A 21352-nucleotide genomic window follows, 5' to 3' on the forward strand; every position below is an offset into this window, starting at 1 on the left:
ATGATGTATTTCGGCATCAAGGTCATCAGCCCGAAGGTATTCCTGGTTACAGCTTGTATCCTGTGCTCCATCGTATCCCTGGCGACAGGTTCTTCCTGGTCCACGGCAGGATCCATGGGTGTTGCCTTGATTGGCGTCGGAACTGCTTTGGGATTCCCTAACGTCATGACAGCGGGAGCTGTCGTATCCGGCGCATACTTCGGAGACAAGATGTCACCGTTATCCGATACCACCAACCTGGCACCTGCCATGGCAGGATCTACTTTGTTTGATCACATCAAGCACATGGTCTATACCACCGGTGCATCACTAATTATCGCTTTGGTTGCATACACCGTCATGGGCTTCATGCATTCCTCATCCAACGAGGTGGACCTGACGACGCTCAATGATATCACGGCATTCATCGAAAGCGCATCAAAAATCAGCGTTGTGGCTCTGCTGCCACCAATATTCGTTATCGTAGCAGTTATCTTGAAATTCCCGGCACTGCCTGCACTTTTAGGCGGCGTATTCATCGGCGTACCGTTCATGTTCTGGAACAAGGACTATATTGAACCTGTTTTGAACGACGGCAATGGCGACACACTAATCAACAACATCTTCAACATCATGAACAACGGCATCACCATGGGTAAGGTTCCTGAGGATGCATCCCCAGTAATCCAAGAACTGAGCAGCCTGCTTGGCAACGGCGGTATGCAGGATATGTTCTGGACCATCTCCATCATCCTCTGTGCAATGTGCTTCGGCGGCATCGTAGACTGCACCGGTATCATGGGCACCTTCGCAAACCTGTTGCTGAAGATAGCAAAAGGCAGAGGCGGTCTGGTTCTGGCAACAGAATTCAGCTGTATCTTCGTAAACGCTATCTGCTGCGACCAGTACTTAGCACTGGTACTGCCTGGCAGAATGTTCAAGGAAGCATTTGAAGACATGAGACTGGCTCCAAAGAACCTGTCCAGATGTCTGGAAGACTCCGGAACTATTACATCCAACTTCTTCCCTTGGAATACTTGTGGCGCGACTATGAGAAAGTTCCTCGGCGTAGGCAGCGGATACATACCATATGCAGTCTTGAACTGGATTAATCCGGTCGTATCTATCGTCTTTGGCTTTACTGGAATCACCATGACCAAGATGACGGAAGAAGAATATGCGAAGATTTTGGAAGAGAGAGAGAGAGAAAAAGAAGAAGCTCTGAAAGCTTTGGAAGCATAACATTTATTTTATCGTTAGAAATAGAATAAAATCTATAAAAGACAGAGTGCACATTTGTGCACTCTGTTTTGTTGCCTCTATCCCACCATTTGACATCGCTCCCCTATATGTTCGTCCTTTCTCCCCCTATCTCATCCAACACCTCATACATCCTATCTACAGCAGCTTCAAATTCTTTCTCTGGTAATGCTAAAGAAATTCTTATCCAATAATCGTCTTCCTTGGCTGGTTTTAGTGCAAATCCAGACTCAGTAAAAACAGCAATGCCGGCTTTATGAAGAAGTTCTTTGCATAGCTCCAACTCTCCCACACATTTACAAGTATTTAACTTGATCAAATAATTAAATCCTGTATCCATCCGTGTCTCTCCAATTATAAAGAAGGAAAGTTTCTCACTTAAATATGTTTTGTTCGATGTAAAAGTCTTTTCTTTAGCAAGCGCCTCTGATTTAAACATCTCATATTCGTCCCAAATACGTCTTTCCACTAATTCTTTTACGTAATCGCGCACGTTTTGTGAGCACAACTCTGTTGTAGCCATAAACATTTTCTTAAAGCATTTTATAATCCGTTCTCGTTCCTTTTCGGTCTGACCATATTGTTCACTTAAATACAGACACCTAAATAGCATCGTAATCCATATTGCAATGGCAGGTATATTCGGCGGATTCATCAGCATCGCTTGCTTTGTTCTGACAAAGTTCATCAAATTATAATCACCGGCAATATAGCCAATCCTAAAACCTGGTACACTCTCCGTCTTAGAAAGAGAATTTACAATGATACACTTTTCCAGCATTCGATGTTTCATAATATGTGCCTCTGGAAACACCGCTTCATTTTTCGAAACAATCATATTACATACGCAATCGAATATGCAGTGGATCCCTTTTTCGTGCAGTATACCCATAATCCAGTCTAATTCTTCATCGGTATACGTTTCCCCTGATGGATTGCAAGGATAACTAAAAACAATGACCTCGGGTTTTTTGGTCTCAATTGCGGTGATCAATTCTCCTGCCGTTGGCATATCCCGGTTTGGTAAAGCCGAACGGGTTTCCTTGATCTGATATCCATACTGGTCGCCTAACATTTTGTACAAAGGATAAGTTAAGCCAACTAAAAGCATTTCCCTTTTTCCAAGAGATCGCAGATAATCTAGTGCAATATCCATGGCTTGACTTGCTCCTATTGTCATGCTTACATCAAGATCAGCCTGCAGAAAGATGTCCCCTCCTGAATACAAAAATCTTTCGTATAGTTTTACCGCATATTTTACTGCTTGAAAACCAGTCGTAGCGGTGTACTGCTGATACAGAAAATCTTCTTCTAGTTCTTTCTGCATAGTTTCTTTCCAAATAGTCGGTATGGGAAGGTAATTTACGCCAGAGGACAAATCTGTGTAATTATTCTTTTGTGGCAGGTAAAATATTTCTCTATGAATCCCAAACTGACGATCAAAAAAATTATTAGGATCCCAGCCTCCTTCATTCTCTTTCCAAATTTCCATTTTCACTCCTACATCGATATTGGTCTAATATTTTGATTATTTATTTCATATATACAGTCCCCGATATCCATCAGACTTTTCCGATGTGTAATAACGAGAATTGTTTTACCACTCAGCTCTTTAATGGTATTAAGAATCACACGCTCTGTGCCTTCATCCAATGCGGATGTCGGTTCGTCAAAGATAATAACCGGTGCATCTTTTAGCAATGCTCTTGTGATCGCCAGTCTCTGTCTCTGCCCTCCCGAAAGCGAATATCCTCTATCTCCCAACTCTGTATCCAGTTTATGAGGCATCTCCAAGACTTCATCCAGCATTCCCGCCTTTCGTAGCGCAGTATATAATTCTTCCTCTGTATATTGATTTTCCTCTTCCATCAAGTTGTCTCTAATCGATTCGTTAAAAAACAAATCATCTTGTGAAACGAGAGAAATATGTTTTCGCAGATAATCCAAATTTATCGTTTCAACAGGATATCCTCCAATGCTCAGTGAACCTTCGGTCGCATCCCAAAGACCTGTAATTAGATGAATCATCGTAGTTTTGCCTTGACCACTGGCGCCCACGATGACATGAGTTTTGTTAGATTCCATTTTGACTTGAGCATTTTTGAAAACCCTTTTGCCTGTAGGGTAGCAAAAACCAACGTCATTAAATTCAATATCAAACTTCTTGAAATCCGGTTTGTCGCCGCCCTTGTCCGTCTGAGAATCAAAATAAATCTTATCAAATCTCTTGAGTGACGGCATCAGTTTGTTTCCCTGCACCCGCAAGGCAGCAACGAGCCTGCCAGGGTCAATTAAAAAATCCGAATATTGTATAAATGCAACTAAAACGCCGATGGTTGCTGTTCCCATAAAAATCTTATATCCTTCATATATAATTGCAATAGAAATTGATAAAATGATAAAGCATTCTAATGACCCAAAACTAAGATTAGAATAAGTTACAATCTTTTTATACATCATAGACAACTGCATCAGCATTTGGCGGTATTTTCGTCTGCACTTTTCCTTAATACCATGGGCAGCAATCAAAGCTGCATTTGAAATAAATTCTTCCGATAAAGAATTTTCTCGTGCCATTTCTGCCCTGAATTTGTCGTACCAATCATCGAGCTTCCACTCCAAATTATTCTGAATAATTAAGATAAAGGGAAAACAAGCTAGCAGTATCAGTACCAAATCCCATTGCAGATAGGCCAAAACTGCAAGAATTGCTATTGAATTGACCAAATCAGCTATCGTCCTGTAAACCTGATATGTAAACACCGCTACCTGAAGGGTATCTTCCATAATGACTTCCATCATGTCTCCTGTGGTATTTTTAATGTAAAACTCTCCCTTTTTTTTGAAGAAGCAATCCATTAAAATCCATTCCAGGTCTTTCCCATACTGAAATTCCCTTCTCGTCGTATATATATTAATCACAGCTCGAAAAATAGCTTTTGTTATATTTGCGAAAAAAAACAGCAGCGCAAGTAATAAGAACTGTCTGAAATCATCAGCCTGCACTAACGCATCAATCACGTTTACGGTTATTAACGGCAATAAAATAGTAGCTCCTGCATAAATAAAAAGCAGCAGCATATACCCCTTCATTGGTGCATCGTGTTTCTTCGCAAGTTGCCGCGTTCGCTTTAACGCCTGTGTAAAAGTTCCACTGCCTCGTAACTTCATACCAAATGACTCTCTTTCATAATTAAAAGTAAGAGGCAGTGTATGAACCTGCTAGGATGCATACACTGCTCTTCTTTTACTACTCCGTTTTAGTATACTGCACATTTATGCCTGCAAGTAGGCGGGTCGTAATGCGGACATTTTTGCTTGCAATCGACTAAAATCGGTTCAACGATCATCTTCATAGTCTCTTCCTCCTTTCTTAAAAAATCTTATATAATGCACTTGGGCTTTAACTAGTCAACAGCATCACATTTCAGCTTTATGTATTCCTCTAATTCATATTTCCAGTTTTCGCAAATCGGTTCTCCGATACCTATGCCATTATACGGGCAACCACCCATACAAAACGGCAGCAATTTACACTGTCTGCACTTGTCATAATTAAATGGTGACCATGTCATGTATTTGGTATAATTGAAATTCGGGTTCTCCATGAACACATCAATACTTTCCGCGTTTTTAAGACTACCAATACTGTTTTTCTTAATGCCGATATCATTCCAGCATTTGTAAACGTCTCCATCTGCATCAATCACATAAGAGTATAGATAATCGGCTCCGCATTTCGTGCGAGTAGGAACAGGATAATCCGTTGGCAAATTCGCTTTAAATAACAACTTTTCAAATTTTACCGCAGTTCGTGCAAACTCTTCAGTACTTAAACAATTGTCACAGAAAGACTTACTGCTATCTGTATTGGCTATTACATGACCTAAATAAAGATTTTCGCTTAGTCCTTTTTCTATTGCAAAATCCAATAGAGGCTCCAATTCTTTTTCCGTTTCCTTATCAACGTTAACACGTATTGCCATCTCAAATTCATGTTCTTTCGCACGAACTGCATTTTCAATAATCTTTGTAAATGTAGGTTCCCCACTGCCGTTCTTTAGACGCCTTTTTTTATTATGCGTATCGTGAAGACCGTCCAAAGTTATTTGCATTGAGGTCACTTTATATTTTTTAAGTTTTAAAATAGTTTCCTCATCCAAGAGATACCCATTTGTAACAATGCCAGCTTCATAACAAACCTGTTCTTTCTGACAGATTTCCATCATTCGCTCTGACATACAGTAAATTATATCTTTCGCTAGCAGCGGCTCTCCTCCAAACCAGGTGATATCAACATTCTGTCCGTCTTTTGCAAAAACAGATACCATAGAGAGTATTTTTTCTTGAAGTTCCTCAGACAGAATGCCGGTTTGCATACCTTCAAAACAATACGGACAAACAAAATTACATGCCATTGTAGGTGCGATGACCAGACCTAATCCTGACGGTTGATATTTACCCCAGTTATACTTCATTTCTAGTTGCTGGAGTTCATCGGCCTCATCATCTACTAAAAATCCTACTCGTTTCATTTGCTTCGCTAGATCAGATTGCTCTATGCTTTCGCCCCGTCTTACAGCCTCCAGTATGTCAATGGCCTCTTTATCTAACGCTGCCGTTGCAATTGTCCTACTATTAAACACAAGATACTGATCTTTGTATTCTACATAAATGTTATACTTTGATTCTTTCATATCAAACCCCTATCATAGCCTCCTCTAGATTCCTTCTCCATAAGATAATTATATCATATTTTTCTTTACGCAACAATCGCTTTTATCTAAATGTTCAAAATTTTTAAATTAAACTTTTTTTAATTTTTATCTAAAGTTTCTCAAAAAACACTCCGCTAACACCCCTTCTATTTAATGAAATACAACTCGTAGAATGTTTTATTGCAGAAATTTCCGATATATGATATAACATGTATATCAATGTATGGGGATACTGACGCGATTGGGACAACAGGGGTTTATTTGACATCATTTTCAAGGAGGACTTATTTATGGGTAAAAAAATCCCAATGTGGCAATGTGTAGTGACAATCTTATTCACTATTATTGTCTTGCTATATTGTCTCGGAATACTAGGAAAGGTTTTCGGCAATGCGTTCAGTTGTGATTACGGGGAAGTCCATATCGCTCTGATTGTCTCTTGTAGCTTTGCCTCACTTGTAGCCGTAGCAAATGGTTATAAGTGGTCATTTCTGGAAGCTGGCATCCTCTCTTCTATTAACCGCTCCATGCAGGCAATGCTAATCTTGCTTACGGTAGGGTCCCTAATTGGCGCCTGGATATCAGCCGGCGTTGTACCGGCTATGATTTATTACGGCTTGATGATTCTGAAGCCGTCCATCTTTCTGATGGCCAGCTGTATTCTCTGTGGCATCATCTCCCTATCCACCGGCTCTTCCTGGACGACAGCCGGCACGATAGGTATCGCCTTAATCGGGGTTGGTACAGGACTGGGCATCTCTATCCCTATGACAGCTGGAGCAATTGTATCCGGCGCTTATTTTGGGGACAAGATGTCACCTCTCTCTGATACGACAAATCTAGCACCTGCTATGACAGGGGTTGCCCTCTTTGATCACATCGAACACATGCTTTGGACCGTAACGCCATCATTGCTGATTTCTCTTGTTATTTTTATGATTCTAGGATTGCAGGCATCAGGCAAGGCAGATATGGCAATCGTAGATGATATGCAAACAGCGTTACTGGCCAACTTTAAAATCAATCCTGCACTGCTGGTTCCTCCTCTGATGGTCATTCTGATTGTAGCATTAAAGCTGCCCGCACTGCCGGGCCTCATGGGCGGTATTGTCCTCGGCTGCATTGTCGGTTCAATATTTCAGGGTATTCCGCTATCTGACTGGCCGGAAATCCTTCATTACGGATATAGTGTTGATCATTTCAGTCACGTATTTCAAGCCGCTGCCGATACCCTGAATATGGATCCTGTCTCAGTACTAAGGATGGACAACGGAGATTTTGCGACCGCTGCATCTAGCGAGGGTTTTAGATCTGCCGTTATAGGAGAATACAATATCGGTGCTTTAATCAATGAGAAAGGCGGCATGAATTCCATGATGTGGACGATTAATCTGATTATCTGTGCGATGTGTTTCGGTGGCATCATGGACGCTTCTGGCATGCTGGGAACCCTGGCTGGCGCACTGCTGAAATTAGCAAAAAATACGGGCATTCTGGTAACCGTAACAGTATTCAGCTGTATCTTTATGAATATCATCGCCGGCGACCAATACCTCTCTCTGGTATTGCCAGGACGTATGTTCAGAGAGGCTTATGAAGATAGAAAACTGGCTCCAAAGAATCTATCCCGATGCCTGGAGGACTCCGGAACGCTCACATCAAACCTGGTGCCATGGAACACCTGCGGCGCTACCATGAGCACCTTCCTCGGTGTCTCTCAGTGGGGTGCAGGCGGTTATGGTCCTTATGCCATCCTATGCTGGATAAATCCTCTCGTATCCATTTTCTACGGATTTACAGGAATCTCAATGGAGAAGATGAGCGATGAAGAATATGAAAAAATTCTGGAACGAAGACAAAAAGATAATACGGATGCTTTGCAAAGTATGGATGCTTAATCGATAAATGAATAGAAAAAACTACAAAATGGTGAGGCAGAAATCTGCATCACCATTTTTAAATTGTTATTAACTTTCTAATTCTGATAAATAGAGATACAGCCTGTCAATTGTCTTGCGGAACAATTCAATAGGTGCAGCTAGGGAAATCCGCACCCAATAATCATTTTCCTTTGCCTTTTTCAGCGCAAAGCCCGATTCCGTGAATACTGCAATCCCAGTTTTCTGAATTAGATCTTCACAAAAATCCAATTCGGTAATGTTATGACAAGGCTTCAATTTAACTAAATAGTTAAAACCTCCGTCCATCCGCGTGGAACCATCCAAAAAAAAGAGTAATCTTGTTTCCACATACTCCTTATTAGAAACAAAAATTTTTTCCTGAGCAAGCATTTCTTCTTTGTATTTCTCATATTCATCCAATAGACGTTGATCTATTAATTCCGATACATAGTTTCTAATGACCTGGGAACATAACACTGTAGTAGAAAAAAATATTCGCTTAAAGCAACAAATGAGTCTTTTTCTTTCTTTTTCCGTCTGCCCATATTGCTCACTCAAATACAAACAGCGAAAAAGCAATGTAAGCCAGACAGCAATTGTTGGCATATTGGGCGGATTCATGATACTTACTTGCTTTAATCTAACAAACTGCATCAGATCGTAGCAACCAGCAATATAACCGATTCTGAATCCAGGGACACTTTCAGTTTTAGAAAAAGATGTAACAATAATGCTCTTTTCCAGCATTCTGTTTTTTAAAATAAACGGCTCTGGCACAGTCACCTCTTTTCCAGACATGATGATATTACAAACGCAATCAAAGATGCAGTAAATTCCTTTTTGATGCAATGTTTGCATAATCTCATCGAGTTCTTCATCCGTGTATTTTTCACCAGATGGATTGCATGGATAGGAAAATACGAGGACATCAGGTTCGAACGTTCCAATATCCTTTTTCAGTTCAATCACTGTAGGCATATCTTTGTTTGATAAAGCAGACCGGCTCTCTTGAAGCTGATAACCATATTCACTAGCAAGAGTCATATAAAGAGGATACGTCATCCCGACTAATAAAATCTTCTTCTTACCAATGTCATGGAGGTATGCAAGAGCTAAATCGGCGGCTTGACTCGCTCCAATCGTCATACAGGCTTCAATGTCCGCTTTGAGGAATATATTTCCTCTTGAGTACAGGAACCGCTCGTAGAGAATAGCTGCATATTTCACCGTTTGAAATCCATCCAAAGAGGTATATTGTTGAAACAAGAAATCTTCTTCAATTTCCTTCTGCATAGTCTCCTTCCATATTGTTGGTACGGGAAGATGATTAACACCTGAAGAAAGCATCATATAATCGTCCCTCACCGGTAAATAGAACACTTTCCCATGGATTATAAACTCTTTTGATAAAAATAGGTTCGGATCCCATGACTCATCATTTTGCATTCTATATCTCATCTTTTCCTCCTTAAAATTACACGGGCCGGATATCCTGGTCAATAATTTGATACATATAGTCACCAATGTCCATGAAGCTTTTTCTATGGGTGATGACGAGAACAGTTTTGTTCCTTAGCGCTTTGATGGTGTCGAAGATGATGCGCTCCGTCCCTTCGTCCAGGGCTGAAGTCGGTTCATCAAAGATAATAATTGGTGCATCCTTCAGCAATGCCCTGGCAATAGCCAGCCGTTGCCGTTGTCCACCAGAAAGCGTATACCCTCTATCCCCTAGCTCTGTATCCAATCCCCCAGACATGTCCATGACTTCCTCCAGCATGCCGGCTTTTTTCAACGCACAAAAAAGTTCTTCATCCGTATGTTGATCCTGCTCCTCGACCAGATTGTCCCTAATTGTCTCATTAAAAAACAAGTTGTCCTGGGAAACCAGGGCAATATGTTCACGCAAATAATCCAAATTGATATCATTAACAGCATGTCCGCCAATAGACAGCATTCCTTCCGTCGTATCCCAGAGACCTGTAATTAGATGAATCATTGTCGTTTTTCCTTGTCCGCTGGCACCAACAACGACATGCGTCTTGCCCGATTCCATTTTTATCTGTACATGCTCAAAGATTTTTTTACCTGTCGGATAACAAAAACCCATATTCTGAAATGCTATATCAAAATTTTTAAATACGGGTGTTTCCTTTCCTCCACAGGTTTCAGCAGTATGGTAAATCTTATCAATCCTCCGCAAAGACGGCATGAGTTTATTGCCCTGGACACGCAGCTCAGCAACAACTCTGCCGGGTTCAATTAAAAAATCTGAGTACTGTATAAAGGCCACCAATATACCGATAGTTGACATCCCTTGAAAAATTTTATATCCCTCGTAAGCCATCGCTGCAGCAATAGACAGAATAATGAATCCTTCTAGCACACCATAACTGACATGGGAGAGGGTTACAATCTTTTTATAAGTCAAGGCCAAATCGTTTAACATATGTTCATATTTTCTTCTGCACTTTTTTTTGATACCGTGAGAGGCAATCAACGCCGCATTTGAAACAAATTCTTCTGTCAATGAATTTTCTCGCGCCATTCCTTCCCGCAACTTGGTATAATAATCATCCAACTTCCATTCCAAATTGTTTTGAACCAAGAGAATAAAAGGAAGAAATAGCAGTAAGATCAATACCAGATCCCACTGTAGATACATCAGCATTGCGAGAATAGCCAATGAAGTTGTAAGATCCGCTATCGTTCTGTATACTTGATATGTGAAAGAGGCTACCTCCATATTATCTTCCATGATTACTTCCATCATATCGCCGGTCTTATTCTTAATATAAAATTCACCATTTTTTTCAAAGAAATAATCCATAGAGATTTTTTCTAATTTCTTCCCATATTGAAACTCTCTTTTAGATGTATAGATATTGATGATTGCACGTAGAATCGCTTTGGATATATTAATTGAAAGAAATAAAAAAGCCAATAAGAGAAACTGAAGGAAATTTTTTGTTTCCACTAAAGCATCTATCACATATACGGTAACTAGCGGCAGCAAAAGTGTAACTCCCGCATAGACAATTAGTAAAATCAAATACCAACTCATGGTTTCATCGTGCTCTTTAGAGATTTGATGGGACCTCTTTAGCGCTTGTAGAAAAGTCCCACTACCACGTAATTTCATTATGTAACACTCCCTATTCTCCTCTTGAAGCAGGAGGCAGCGTATGAGCAAAAAACCGGATTCATACACTGCCCTGCCTTCACGTTATCATTCTAGTAAACTTTGCATTTGTGACTGCATCCTGGAGTTGCAACCGTTATACAGATAGCCATTTTTACGCTAGTTTCAGCTGGTTCTACGATCACCTTCATCACATTCCCCTCCTTTCTTCAAATGTTTATAATACGTTCTGTATTATCGTTAATTAAATGCATCACATTTTAATTTAATATATTTCTCTAACTCGTATTTCCAGTTCTCACAGATTGGCTCTCCTGCTTGTCGTCCATTATATTGACATCCTCCCATGCAAATTGGCAAGATCGAGCATTCTCTACATTTTTCAAATTTAAAGGGAGACCACGTCAAATACTCGGTATAATTCTTGTTAGGATTTTGCATTAATTGGCTGAACTCTTCCAGCGCACATATATTCCCAATACTGTTCGCCTTGATACCAATATCATTCCAACATTTATACATCTCTCCGTCTGCATCAATGACATACGAATAAAGATAATCTGCACCACAACCTATGCGCGTTGGTGCTGGATAATCGGTCTGCAGATTTTTAGAAAACAGCAGGTTTTCAAAGTCTGCACACACACAAGCGAATTCTTCCGTATTCAGGCAATTCTCGGCAAATTCTTTACTGCTATCAGTATTTGCTTGCAAGTGACCTAGATAGAGGTCTTCACCCAAACCATTTTCAGTCATTAGTTCCAGAAGCTGCTCTAGTTCCCTTTGTGTGTCCTTGTCCATATTGATTCGTATTGCTACATCAATTTTGAGTTTTTTTACGAGAAGTATATTCTCTAAAATACGATCAAAGGTCGGCACTTCGCTGTTATTTTTTAATTTCCGCTTCTTGTTATGTGTCTCCGAAAGCCCATCCAGGGTAATTTGCATGGAGGACAACTTATATTCTTTTAACTTTAGAACAGTTTCTTCGTCCAAAAGATATCCATTTGTAATCATCCCTGCCTCATAATCTACCTTCTCCCTCTGGCAGATTTCAATTAACTGCTCTGACATGCTGTAGATGGTTTCCTTGGCTAAAAGGGGTTCTCCCCCAAACCAAGTTATGTTGATATTTTGACCGTTCTCTGCAAAGTCTGATACTATAGAAATGATTTTATTTTGAAGTTCTTCTGACATGATGCCCTTCTGTGTTCCTTCAAAACAATACGGACATACAAAGTTACAAGCCATGGTTGGTGCTATAACCAATCCTAACCCGTCTTTTTCGTATTTACCCAAGTTATAATTCATCTCAAGTTGCTGTAGTTCATCAGCATCATCATCTACTAAAAATCCAACTCTTTTCATTTCCTTCACTAAATCAGTCTTTTCTATCTCGATTCCTTGACGAACTGCATCCAATATGTCTAACGCCGGTCTGTCCAAGACTGCAGTGGCTATCGTCCGGCTGTTGAACATCAGGTACTTACCGTTATGTTCCACGCTGATATTATATCTTGATTCTTTCATTATGTACTCCTTTTATTACAAAGGTGATAAAATATATATTTTAGTATTGTTTACTAATTATACTATTATCATAATTTTTTAGTTGCTTATTTGTCAGAATTATAATATTTTTCTAAATATTTTAGCATTCTGCTTTAAATCAACCTAATTTACTAATGTACCTTTTATATATTCATTAAACTAAACCACCTGTTTCTTTTCCATGGTAAGAGTCTTTTTTACATAAAAAAGAGCAGGATTCCATTCTAATGAAATTCTACTCTTATATAATTCAGTTTATATTATCTCAAGTTATAAACACATCGAATGGATTCAAATCCGGATAATCAACTCGCTCAGTGCCTCCAGCTTTTCACTGCTCATCGGCGCGAGCCCCTTGAGTTTATACTCGATCCCCAGCTTTTCATACTTACTCTCAGCCATGTTATGATATCCGAGCAACTCTACTTTTCTGATAGTCTCAATGTTCGTCAGAAAATCATTCAGCGCCACAATATACTCTTGCGTATCATTCAGCCCCGGCACGATGACTTGTCTGATCCAAATCGGTTTTTCCAAACGATTGACCACTTCGATCAGCCTGAACAGCGATTCTTGTCCGCGCCCGGTGAGTTCTTTGAAAACTGTCCCATCAGTATGCTTGATATCGAGAAGAACCAAATCCGCCTCTGCGATTGCAGACTCAGAATCTTCATCAAAATAGGTTCCGCTGGTATCAATAGCGCTGCCAATGCCTTCTGCATGCAAACTTTTGATCGCTTCAAAGAGAAATTTGCCTTGCAGCAGCGGTTCGCCGCCGGAGAATGTCACTCCGCCGTCCTCGCCATAATATGGTTTGCCTCGTTTTGCGCGGCTGACAATCTCATCAAGATCGACTTCTCTGCCTCTGCAAGGGTCCCACGTGTCCGGGTTGTGACAATATGCACATCTGGCCGGACAGCCCTGGAGGAAAAATACGGTACGAATACCAGGTCCATCCACCGCGCCAAAGGTTTCTATCGAGTGCAGTCTGCCTTTGTTCATTTCTCTAACGCTCCTATAGGGCTTCGTGGAAGGTTCTCTCGATGACTTCCTTCTGATGCGCTCTTGACAGAGCGTTAAAACGAACAGCATAACCGGATACTCTGATGGTCAGGCTCGGATATTTGTCCGGATTATCGTAGGCGTCAAGCAAAAGCTCTCGGTTGAGGACATTGACATTGAGGTGGTGTGCCCCCTGCCCAAAATATCCTGCCAGCAGCTTGACCAGGGTCTCTTTTCTGCTCTCCATGTCCTTGCCCAGAGAATCAGGTGTAATGCTGAAGGTGTTGGAGATACCATCCTGACAAGTATTCCAATCCAATTTTGCTACAGAGTTCAGAGAAGCGACCGCACCTGTGTCGTCTCTGCCGTGCATCGGATTAGCACCGGGAGCAAATGGCATGCCTGCCCTTCTTCCATCAGGGGTATTGCCAGTCTTTTTGCCGTACATTACATTCGATGTAATGGTCAATACAGAAAGCGTCGTCACCGCATTACGATAAGCTGGCTGTTTTCTCAGTTCCGTGATAGCTTTTTCCGTGATAGCCACGGCGATGTTATCTACTCTGTCATCGTCATTGCCGTATTTCGGGAATTCACCTTCCGTTTTGAAGTCGACAATAATACCATTCTCGTCTCTAATCGGCATAACCTTGGCGTGCTTAATCGCTGACAGTGAATCTGCCGCTACAGAAAGACCTGCAACGCCAAAAGCCATCAGTCTCTTCACTTCCGAGTCAAGAAATGCCATCTGCGACTTCTCATAGTCGTATTTGTCGTGCATGAAATTGATGATATTCATGATTCTGGCGTAGATGCTCAGCAGCCACTCAAGATAGATGTTGTACCTTCTCCACACCTCTTCGTACTCCAGAGGGCCGTCACCCATGGATTCCATCTGCGGGCCCACATGTTCACCGCTTCTCTCATCGATACCTCCATTGATGGCGAGGAGTAAACATTTTGCCAAATTACATCTTGCGCCAAAGAACTGCATCTGCTGTCCCATTTGAATGGCTGATACACAGCAGGCAATAGAATAGTCATCCCCATAATGTGGTCTCATCTTATCGTCATTCTCGTACTGGATGGAGTCTGTATCGATGGACACCTGGGCACAGAATTTCTTAAAAGATGCCGGCAGGCCCTTTGCCCAGAGAACCGTCAAGTTCGGTTCCGGTGCAGATCCCAGGTTGTAAAGAGTATTTAAAACTCTGTAAGTATTTTTTGTAACTCGATGTCTGCCGTCTGAACCCATCCCTGCCAGGCCTTCTGTAATCCACATCGGATCGCCGCCAAAGAGTTCGTTATATTCACTGGTTCTAAGATGTCTGGCAACTCTTAATTTCAAAATAAAATCGTCGATAAATTCCTGGATCTGTTCTTCCGTATATCTTCCGGCTGCCAGGTCGCGTTCTGCATAAATGTCGAGGAACGTAGAGATTCTGCCGATTGACATGGCGGCGCCGTTCTCCTCTTTGATACCGGCCAGGTATGCGAAATAAGTCCACTGAATCGCCTCTCTGACATCGGTCGCCGGTCCAGAGATGTCGTATCCGTACCGCTGCGCCATTTTCTTTATTTCTTTCAGCGCAACGATTTGATTAGAAACTTCTTCGGCCAGTCTGATGTTATCTTCACTCATGATCGGACGGGAAGAAATTTCGTCGTGATCCTGTTGCTTCTGCTGAATGAGACGGTCAATGCCGTAAAGGGCGCATCTGCGATAATCGCCAATGATTCTTCCCCTGCCATAAGCATCAGGAAGGCCTGTGATATAACCTAAGTGGCGTACTTGCCTCATTTCTGGAGAGTAAGCCTTGAATACGCCGTCATTATGAGTCGTAATGTAGTTGAACATGTGGTCAATCTCTTCTGGCAGTTTCTGTCCGTATTCAGCCAGTTCTTCTCTTACCATTTTGATGCCGCCAAAAGGACAGATGCCTCTCTTTAGCGGTTCATCGGTCTGTAGTCCCACGATCAAGTCTTTCCCTTCGATAATGTATCCCGGATCAAAGGAGTTGATTCTCATGATTTTGCTGGAATCAACCTTCAATGTTCCGCCAGCTTTTCTTTCTTCTACCAGCAGTTCCTTGACTCTTTCGTTACATTCTGTCGTCCTCGCTGTCGGACCCTGCAGGAAACTTTCGTCCCCATCATAAGGTGTGTAATTTAAATTGATAAAATCATCCACATTGACCGTATCAACCCATACTCCTTTTTTAAAACCTTCCCATGCTCTCTCCATTTACTTCTGTTCTCCTTTTCCTCTTTCAACACTTTATCCGATTAACGTATTAATGTATTCTGCCAAAAAATTACGGTTACGACAGCGGATCGTATTTACTTACCGACGGTAACCGTTATTTCTATTTTATACTACCGTAAAGAGCAGTCTTTCGTCAACACCATCGCCCGAAATTTTTATGTTTTTTCCATATTTCTCAATTATCGTTCGATACGTATCTAACAATATATCCTTATTATTCGTTTTCCTTCGGAAATCATTCTTTTTATCTGTTCTACATCAACACTTTTCTCTTCTAGGGTCAAAATGACCTGACTGCTGAAATCTCGTCTCACAATTTTGATCCGTTCTTTTTTTCGGTCAATCAGTCGCAAACCTTGCGGCTCGTATTCAGAAATCATCAGAGGAAACGCCCCCAGCCCATCATCGAGTGTCTCCAGGCTGTCAATGCAATGTCTCAGCTTCAGAGAACGATAAAGCCCTCGTGAAAAAGCATTGCACACGTTCAGGCCGTAATCTCCATAAACCGGCACTTTCGCTTCCAGAAACGCCTGCAGCCAGCCCAGGTTTCCGATATAAATTCCCCTGTCTTTATAATGCTCACAGATAGCATCAAAATGTTCCTCGATAAACTGATCTTCTTTGCCCTTGGTGATATTCGTGATATATGGAAGTACCATCTTCGCTTGGGGAATTTCTGTGTAATGGCGCTCATACTCGACCAAAGGAATCACAGCTACCTTGTCCACATCCAGAGCCTTGAGATCGTCAGGCATCACATAGTTAGAAAAGGAATCCCAGTCATAAAAGTAAAATTCGAGGGTATTGTCGTGACCTTCTTCACTCATCAAATATCCCGGAAAATTCCCTCCGCAGCGCCGCAGCACTAAGGCCTGTTCCAACTGTTCCAAGGCCCTCCTCCTCATATCGTTTATTGACGATATTTGCATTTTCCTGTCGATACCATCTTGAACCTGAAGTTTTCCGACCACAAAGGGTGTGTTGCCGGTTTTCCGCAGCGCCTTCTCGACTCGGCCTGTCTCCACAATATGCTCACAGTCCTTTTCAAAAGGACCTTCCTTCACCGTGATTTCTTCATCACACAAGGCGCTGTGCAGGGTCAGCCGGGCGAAACCCTCATCGTCACAGAAAAAAGCCATATCCACCGGCGTTCTGCGCAGATATTTTCCTTCTTCAAAGGTTTTGTTTTCAAAGGTCCTTCTGGCCGACGAAAGCTGCTCTTTGGAGGAAATTTTGTATAGAGGGTCCCCGTGCTCTACATGACCTTTCAGATCTCCGATGCGGGTGAGACCGCTTTTTAGCTCTTTATAATAGGTAACCACATTGCCTGTCACGTTTTTTCCTTGTATTTCAACGCCATCGCCTATCGACAATTTATGATATAATTTGACATCAATCAAACTGCTTCCCTGCACCATCTTCACTACTTTGCCAATCTTTATACCGCGATGTTTTGGAATCTCTCCTGCCATCAGCTCCCTGCCTGGATTTTCGTAGAAGTAGCCTTCTGTAAAACCTCCTCGATTGAAAATCTGTTCCAGCGCTTCCCGATCTTCGGCCGTGACGGTATCACTGCCCTTCTCATAATACTGATCCAAATACTTTCTGTAGATGGAAGTGACAATGGCCACATACTCCGGCGATTTCATGCGCCCTTCAATTTTCAGAGAGGCTGCGCCGGCCTCAACCAGTTCGCCGATATGATCAAGTAAGCAGAGATCTTTGGGGCTGAGCGGATATTGAAAAGTTTTCATCAATCTGCCGTCCTCATCGAAGGATTTATATGGCAGCCTGCAAGGCTGGGCACACTGTCCTCTGTTTCCGCTTCTGCCGCCGAAATGACGACTCATCTGGCACTGCCCTGAATAGCAGATGCACAGTGCACCGTGAACAAAGACCTCGATTTCTATTTCTGTGTTCTGACAAATCTCTTCAATTTCGTTCAAGGACAACTCTCTAGCCAGAACGACTCTTTCATAACCCAAATGCCCCGCCATCTTTGCGCCCCGAAGGTCATAGACACTGGCCTGTGTTGACAGGTGCAGCGGAAAGTCGGGCAGGTTCTCTCTGACAACGGCACCCAGGCCTGCATCCTGTACAATCAAAGCATCCACGCCGATCTCATAGAGAAACAAGACATATTGGAGCGCCTCATCCATTTCCTCGTCAGCAATGAGCGTATTCATGGTCACATAGACCCTCACCCCTCTTTTGTGGGCAAAGTCTACGGCCCTCGTCAATTCGTTATTGTCAAAGTTTCCTGCGTTGATGCGGGCATTAAACGATCTGCCGCCTACATAAATCGCATCGGCACCATTTTCAACTGCCGCGATAAATTGCTTTTCTCCTCCTGCCGGAACCAACAGTTCACATTTTTTCATAAAATTCGTTCCTATTCTTTCAATAATTTTTCACTATTTACATCATACTATTTCCAGGAGGTTCTGGCAACTATGTTAAAAATTCTAATGATCTTCGTTCTGCTGCTGGCCATTTTTTTATTGCGTCATGCACTGATACCACTTTGTATCGGCATCACAATTGCATATATTTTAGACCCTTTTGTCGATTACCTGGAAAGAAAATTTTCCGGCAAGAGATTTCTCTGCGTCATTCTCTCCTATCTGGCAGTGATTGCAGCGATTACATTTTTAATATGGGGTTTTGCTGATATCATCGCCGGCAAGATGGCTACAGGATCACTGCAGGAAGCCATTTCCTCTCTGCAGTCCTATTATAACCAGTACAAAGGCGTCCTCAATGAGCTTTTCGGGTTTTCCATCAAAGGCCCCAACATCAGCCATTTACTCCAAAGTTTTGGCGGTGGTGCGGTAAAATTCCTTATTGGTATGATTGCCGGAATCTATCTTCTCAAAGACAAAGACTTCTTCTTGCGTCTGATGAATAAAACCATGCACCTCCTTCTGGGGCAAAAGGTACATGGGATGGTCAGAGAAATCCTCTTTGAGATTAACGATGTAATCTCAGCATTCCTGCGGGGTGTCTTTGTCGATTCTGTCATTGTCGCATTCTTATCTTCCCTCGCTCTGGCATCCATCGGTATAGACTTCGCCGTCTTTATCGGCTGTTTTGCTGGCATTGCTAACGTAATTCCCTATTTCGGCCCCATTATTGGAATCATACCGGCGGTATTGGCAGGCATGGCCGACGGAGGCATTTCCAAAGCCATACTAGCGGCCATTGCACTCTTTGCCGTCCAACAGGTGGAATGCAACTTCATCTATCCACGTATCATCGGCAAGTCCACCGGTCTGCATCCCCTCTTCGTCTTAACTGCCGTCTCCATTGCCGGTTACTTCGGAGGCCTTCTATGGATGGTACTGGCAGTGCCAGTGGCCGGAGTGATCCGTGTCTTGATTTGCAAATGGGCAGAAGAACAATAAGGTGAATTGAAAAAGCTGCCCATTGCTGGACAGCTTTCTGTATGTAAACGTAATGTCATCTCTTGTTGCTCTTGCGCCAAATATTCTGTTCTTCCGCAGCTTTGATCAAATCATCGCGGAAATCTGGATGCGCGATATTTATGATGGCTTCTGCTCTCTCCCAGCATGTCAGCCCTGACAGGCACGCTACACCATATTCTGTTACCATGTACGGAGCCTGTGTTCTCGGCGTCGTAATAACGTCGCCATTGGTAAATTTGCCAATGATGTTAGACGTCATGCTGCCATCCTTGTTCTTATGTACAGAAGGCATCGCCAGGAACGCCTTGCCCTGCTCGGACATGTACGCGCCTGTAACAAAGTCAAGCTGTCCGCCTGTGCCGCTGATGTGGCGGGTTCCAGCTGTTTCTGAGCATACCTGTCCATAAAGGTCCATGGAAATGCAGCTGTTGATAGAAACGAATTTCTTGAACTGTCTGATGGTGCAAGGATCATTGACATAGTGCATCGGTGCTGATAAAATATCCTGATTGTGATCCAAAAACTCATACAACTCTGTAGAACCATTACAGATAGAGAAGATACCTTTTCCTGTATTCAGCTCTTTTTTCTTATCAGTCATCTTTCCTGATTGATACAGTTTCAGATAGCCATCTGACATCAACTCAGTGTGCATACCCAGATCCTTGAGGTCGGAATCCGCAATCAGAGTTCCCAGGGCATTCGGCATACCGCCGATTCCCAGCTGCAAGGTAATGCCGTCTTGTAGATATGGGAAAATATATTCCGAGATTTTCTTATCGATATCGCTGGCTGGTGCAGTTGGTGCAATGCCAATCGGGCAATGATTCTCCACCACATAATCTACCTGCGAAATATGAATATGGTCGGACTGCGTTCCGAAGATTACCGGCATATTCTCGTTGACTTCCAAAATGATGTGGTCTGCATTGTCCAGCATTTCCTGCATGCAGCAATTAGTCAATCCGTAGTTGAAGTTACCCTGCCGGTCCATCGGTGTCACTGTAATCATCGCCACGTTTACCTTGGCAAAGCCTCTGGTATAATAAGAGCCGCAGTTTCTGAACAGCATCGGTTCATAGTAGGTATTACCTTTCCCCGCATATTTACGATCCAATCCTGAAAAATGCCATAAATTATATGTAAATGCTTCTCCTTCGGGATCCTGCTCTACGACCTGAACAGGCTTCATGGAAATTGCATGTCTCACCTTGACGTCTCTCAACTCGTCCTTTCTAGCAGCTAAGGCTGCATCCAGTGCTGCCGGGAAGGAACAAGTCTGGCTGTAGTCTACCCAATCTCCATCTTTTACAAGCTTGACAGCTTCCTCTGCTGTACGCAGCTTGGCCTTGTACTCATCATAAATACCCATAATAGTGGTTTCCTTTCTTATTGGTTAAATTGTTAACGGCGATTAGTTATAATTATAACAAATCGTGCATAAAAGTCAATGCAATTTCTATGTATACATTGAAATTTAAGCTTTTAAGCGCATTGTTTGGGATATCCGTCTGGTGCCCGCACAGTACACATTCCCAAATTTTTCAGATACGATTCTGCTTTTGCAGGCAGTCATTGCGATGAGCATTCTTCTATTTAGCATTCCCTCTAGATCTTACCGATCTTACGAATATAGAACGATATTCTCTGCTATGACGCTAGCCTTTGAAACACCTTCATACCCTGCCTTGTTAAATTGTTAACATTATACGATACTAATTATAGCAAATTGACTCTATAAGTCAATAGACTGGTATGTATACTTTAAAAATTTTCTGAACAATGCTCGATTTCTTCTGCACTATGTGTCTCTACTTTGCTGAAGACGACATAGTATATATGCCTTTGCGGACTGACAAGGTGAGTTTTCGGGTTACGGCAGTCCGCAGTTGATCACGCCAGAAAAAATGTACGGAACATTTTTCTCTCGCCTTTGCCTTTGCGGACTGACAAGACGGGTTTTCGGGGCAAAACAGTCCACAGTTGATCACGCCAGAAAAAATGTGCGGGACATTTTTCTCTTATCTTTGCCTTTGCGGACTGACAAGGCGGGTTTTCGGGTTATGGCAGTCCGCAGTTGATCACGCCGGAAAAAATGTACGGGACATTTT

Annotated in this window: 13 protein-coding genes; 3 read left to right on the forward strand and 10 right to left on the reverse strand. The window is 42.3% G+C overall.

Annotated features, from left to right (window positions below):
• The coding region (locus ACMQ5W_RS18670; RefSeq protein WP_419026486.1) for a Na+/H+ antiporter NhaC family protein at window positions 1-1221 on the forward strand (1221 nt) is incomplete at its 5' end.
• A 103-nt stretch (window positions 1222-1324) separates the two neighbouring features.
• Here ACMQ5W_RS18670 and ACMQ5W_RS18675 read toward each other — a convergent pair.
• From ACMQ5W_RS18675 to ACMQ5W_RS18685, 3 genes are all read right to left on the reverse strand, one after another.
• Complete coding sequence (locus ACMQ5W_RS18675; protein WP_419026487.1) at window positions 1325-2731, reverse strand: pyridoxal phosphate-dependent aminotransferase; 1407 nt, start codon at window positions 2729-2731, stop codon at window positions 1325-1327.
• 8 nt (window positions 2732-2739) lie between these two features.
• On the reverse strand, window positions 2740-4410 hold the full coding sequence (locus ACMQ5W_RS18680; RefSeq protein ID WP_419026488.1) for an ABC transporter ATP-binding protein: 1671 nt from the start codon (window positions 4408-4410) through the stop codon (window positions 2740-2742).
• 236 nt (window positions 4411-4646) lie between these two features.
• On the reverse strand, window positions 4647-5936 hold the full coding sequence (locus ACMQ5W_RS18685; RefSeq protein WP_419026490.1) for a radical SAM protein: 1290 nt from the start codon (window positions 5934-5936) through the stop codon (window positions 4647-4649).
• A 311-nt stretch (window positions 5937-6247) separates the two neighbouring features.
• Between ACMQ5W_RS18685 and ACMQ5W_RS18690 the strand changes: the two genes are divergently transcribed.
• Complete coding sequence (locus tag ACMQ5W_RS18690; protein WP_419026491.1) at window positions 6248-7855, forward strand: Na+/H+ antiporter NhaC family protein; 1608 nt, start codon at window positions 6248-6250, stop codon at window positions 7853-7855.
• A gap of 69 nt (window positions 7856-7924) precedes the next feature.
• Here the strand turns inward: ACMQ5W_RS18690 and ACMQ5W_RS18695 are convergent, their stop codons facing one another.
• The 6 genes from ACMQ5W_RS18695 to ACMQ5W_RS18720 form a co-directional block, all read right to left on the reverse strand.
• The gene (locus ACMQ5W_RS18695; protein ID WP_419026492.1) at window positions 7925-9316 is read right to left on the reverse strand and encodes a pyridoxal phosphate-dependent aminotransferase; all 1392 of its coding nucleotides are present in this window, start codon (window positions 9314-9316) and stop codon (window positions 7925-7927) included.
• A 16-nt stretch (window positions 9317-9332) separates the two neighbouring features.
• Window positions 9333-10997, reverse strand: a complete 1665-nt coding sequence (locus ACMQ5W_RS18700) for an ABC transporter ATP-binding protein (RefSeq protein ID WP_419026493.1) — start codon at window positions 10995-10997, stop codon at window positions 9333-9335.
• 240 nt (window positions 10998-11237) lie between these two features.
• Window positions 11238-12527: a radical SAM protein gene (locus ACMQ5W_RS18705; protein ID WP_419026494.1), complete on the reverse strand. Its 1290-nt coding sequence runs from the start codon at window positions 12525-12527 to the stop codon at window positions 11238-11240.
• 312 nt (window positions 12528-12839) lie between these two features.
• A complete protein-coding gene (gene pflA / locus ACMQ5W_RS18710) occupies window positions 12840-13550 on the reverse strand; it encodes a pyruvate formate-lyase-activating protein (protein WP_419026496.1) in 711 nt (236 codons plus the stop codon).
• Window positions 13551-13563: 13 nt separating this feature from the next.
• Window positions 13564-15795, reverse strand: coding sequence for a formate C-acetyltransferase (gene pflB, locus ACMQ5W_RS18715; RefSeq protein ID WP_419026498.1), 2232 nt, complete (start codon window positions 15793-15795; stop codon window positions 13564-13566).
• 218 nt (window positions 15796-16013) lie between these two features.
• Window positions 16014-18197: a peptidase U32 family protein gene (locus ACMQ5W_RS18720; protein WP_419026499.1), complete on the reverse strand. Its 2184-nt coding sequence runs from the start codon at window positions 18195-18197 to the stop codon at window positions 16014-16016.
• 72 nt (window positions 18198-18269) lie between these two features.
• On the opposite strand from ACMQ5W_RS18720, the gene ACMQ5W_RS18725 reads away from it, so the two are divergent.
• Entirely contained in the window at window positions 18270-19220 is a 951-nt protein-coding gene (locus tag ACMQ5W_RS18725) for an AI-2E family transporter (protein WP_419026500.1), read from the forward strand.
• Window positions 19221-19275: 55 nt separating this feature from the next.
• Here ACMQ5W_RS18725 and ACMQ5W_RS18730 read toward each other — a convergent pair whose 3' ends face one another.
• A complete protein-coding gene (locus ACMQ5W_RS18730) occupies window positions 19276-20613 on the reverse strand; it encodes an acetyl-CoA hydrolase/transferase family protein (RefSeq protein WP_148493698.1) in 1338 nt (445 codons plus the stop codon).
• Between the last annotated feature and the right edge of the window lie 739 nt (window positions 20614-21352).

Source organism: Emergencia sp., assembly GCF_048465375.1.
Lineage (GTDB): Bacteria > Bacillota > Clostridia > Peptostreptococcales > Anaerovoracaceae > Senimuribacter.

Coding starts and splice junctions, on each gene's coding strand:
- pflA (WP_419026496.1), bottom strand. CDS start 13,550: ATGAACAAAGGCAGACTGCACTCGATAGAAACCTTTGGCGCGGTGGAT.
- ACMQ5W_RS18685 (WP_419026490.1), bottom strand. CDS start 5,936: ATGAAAGAATCAAAGTATAACATTTATGTAGAATACAAAGATCAGTAT.
- ACMQ5W_RS18690 (WP_419026491.1), top strand. CDS start 6,248: ATGGGTAAAAAAATCCCAATGTGGCAATGTGTAGTGACAATCTTATTC.
- pflB (WP_419026498.1), bottom strand. CDS start 15,795: ATGGAGAGAGCATGGGAAGGTTTTAAAAAAGGAGTATGGGTTGATACG.
- ACMQ5W_RS18730 (WP_148493698.1), bottom strand. CDS start 20,613: ATGGGTATTTATGATGAGTACAAGGCCAAGCTGCGTACAGCAGAGGAA.
- ACMQ5W_RS18675 (WP_419026487.1), bottom strand. CDS start 2,731: ATGGAAATTTGGAAAGAGAATGAAGGAGGCTGGGATCCTAATAATTTT.
- ACMQ5W_RS18725 (WP_419026500.1), top strand. CDS start 18,270: ATGTTAAAAATTCTAATGATCTTCGTTCTGCTGCTGGCCATTTTTTTA.
- ACMQ5W_RS18700 (WP_419026493.1), bottom strand. CDS start 10,997: ATGAAATTACGTGGTAGTGGGACTTTTCTACAAGCGCTAAAGAGGTCC.
- ACMQ5W_RS18695 (WP_419026492.1), bottom strand. CDS start 9,316: ATGAGATATAGAATGCAAAATGATGAGTCATGGGATCCGAACCTATTT.
- ACMQ5W_RS18720 (WP_419026499.1), bottom strand. CDS start 18,197: ATGAAAAAATGTGAACTGTTGGTTCCGGCAGGAGGAGAAAAGCAATTT.
- ACMQ5W_RS18705 (WP_419026494.1), bottom strand. CDS start 12,527: ATGAAAGAATCAAGATATAATATCAGCGTGGAACATAACGGTAAGTAC.
- ACMQ5W_RS18680 (WP_419026488.1), bottom strand. CDS start 4,410: ATGAAGTTACGAGGCAGTGGAACTTTTACACAGGCGTTAAAGCGAACG.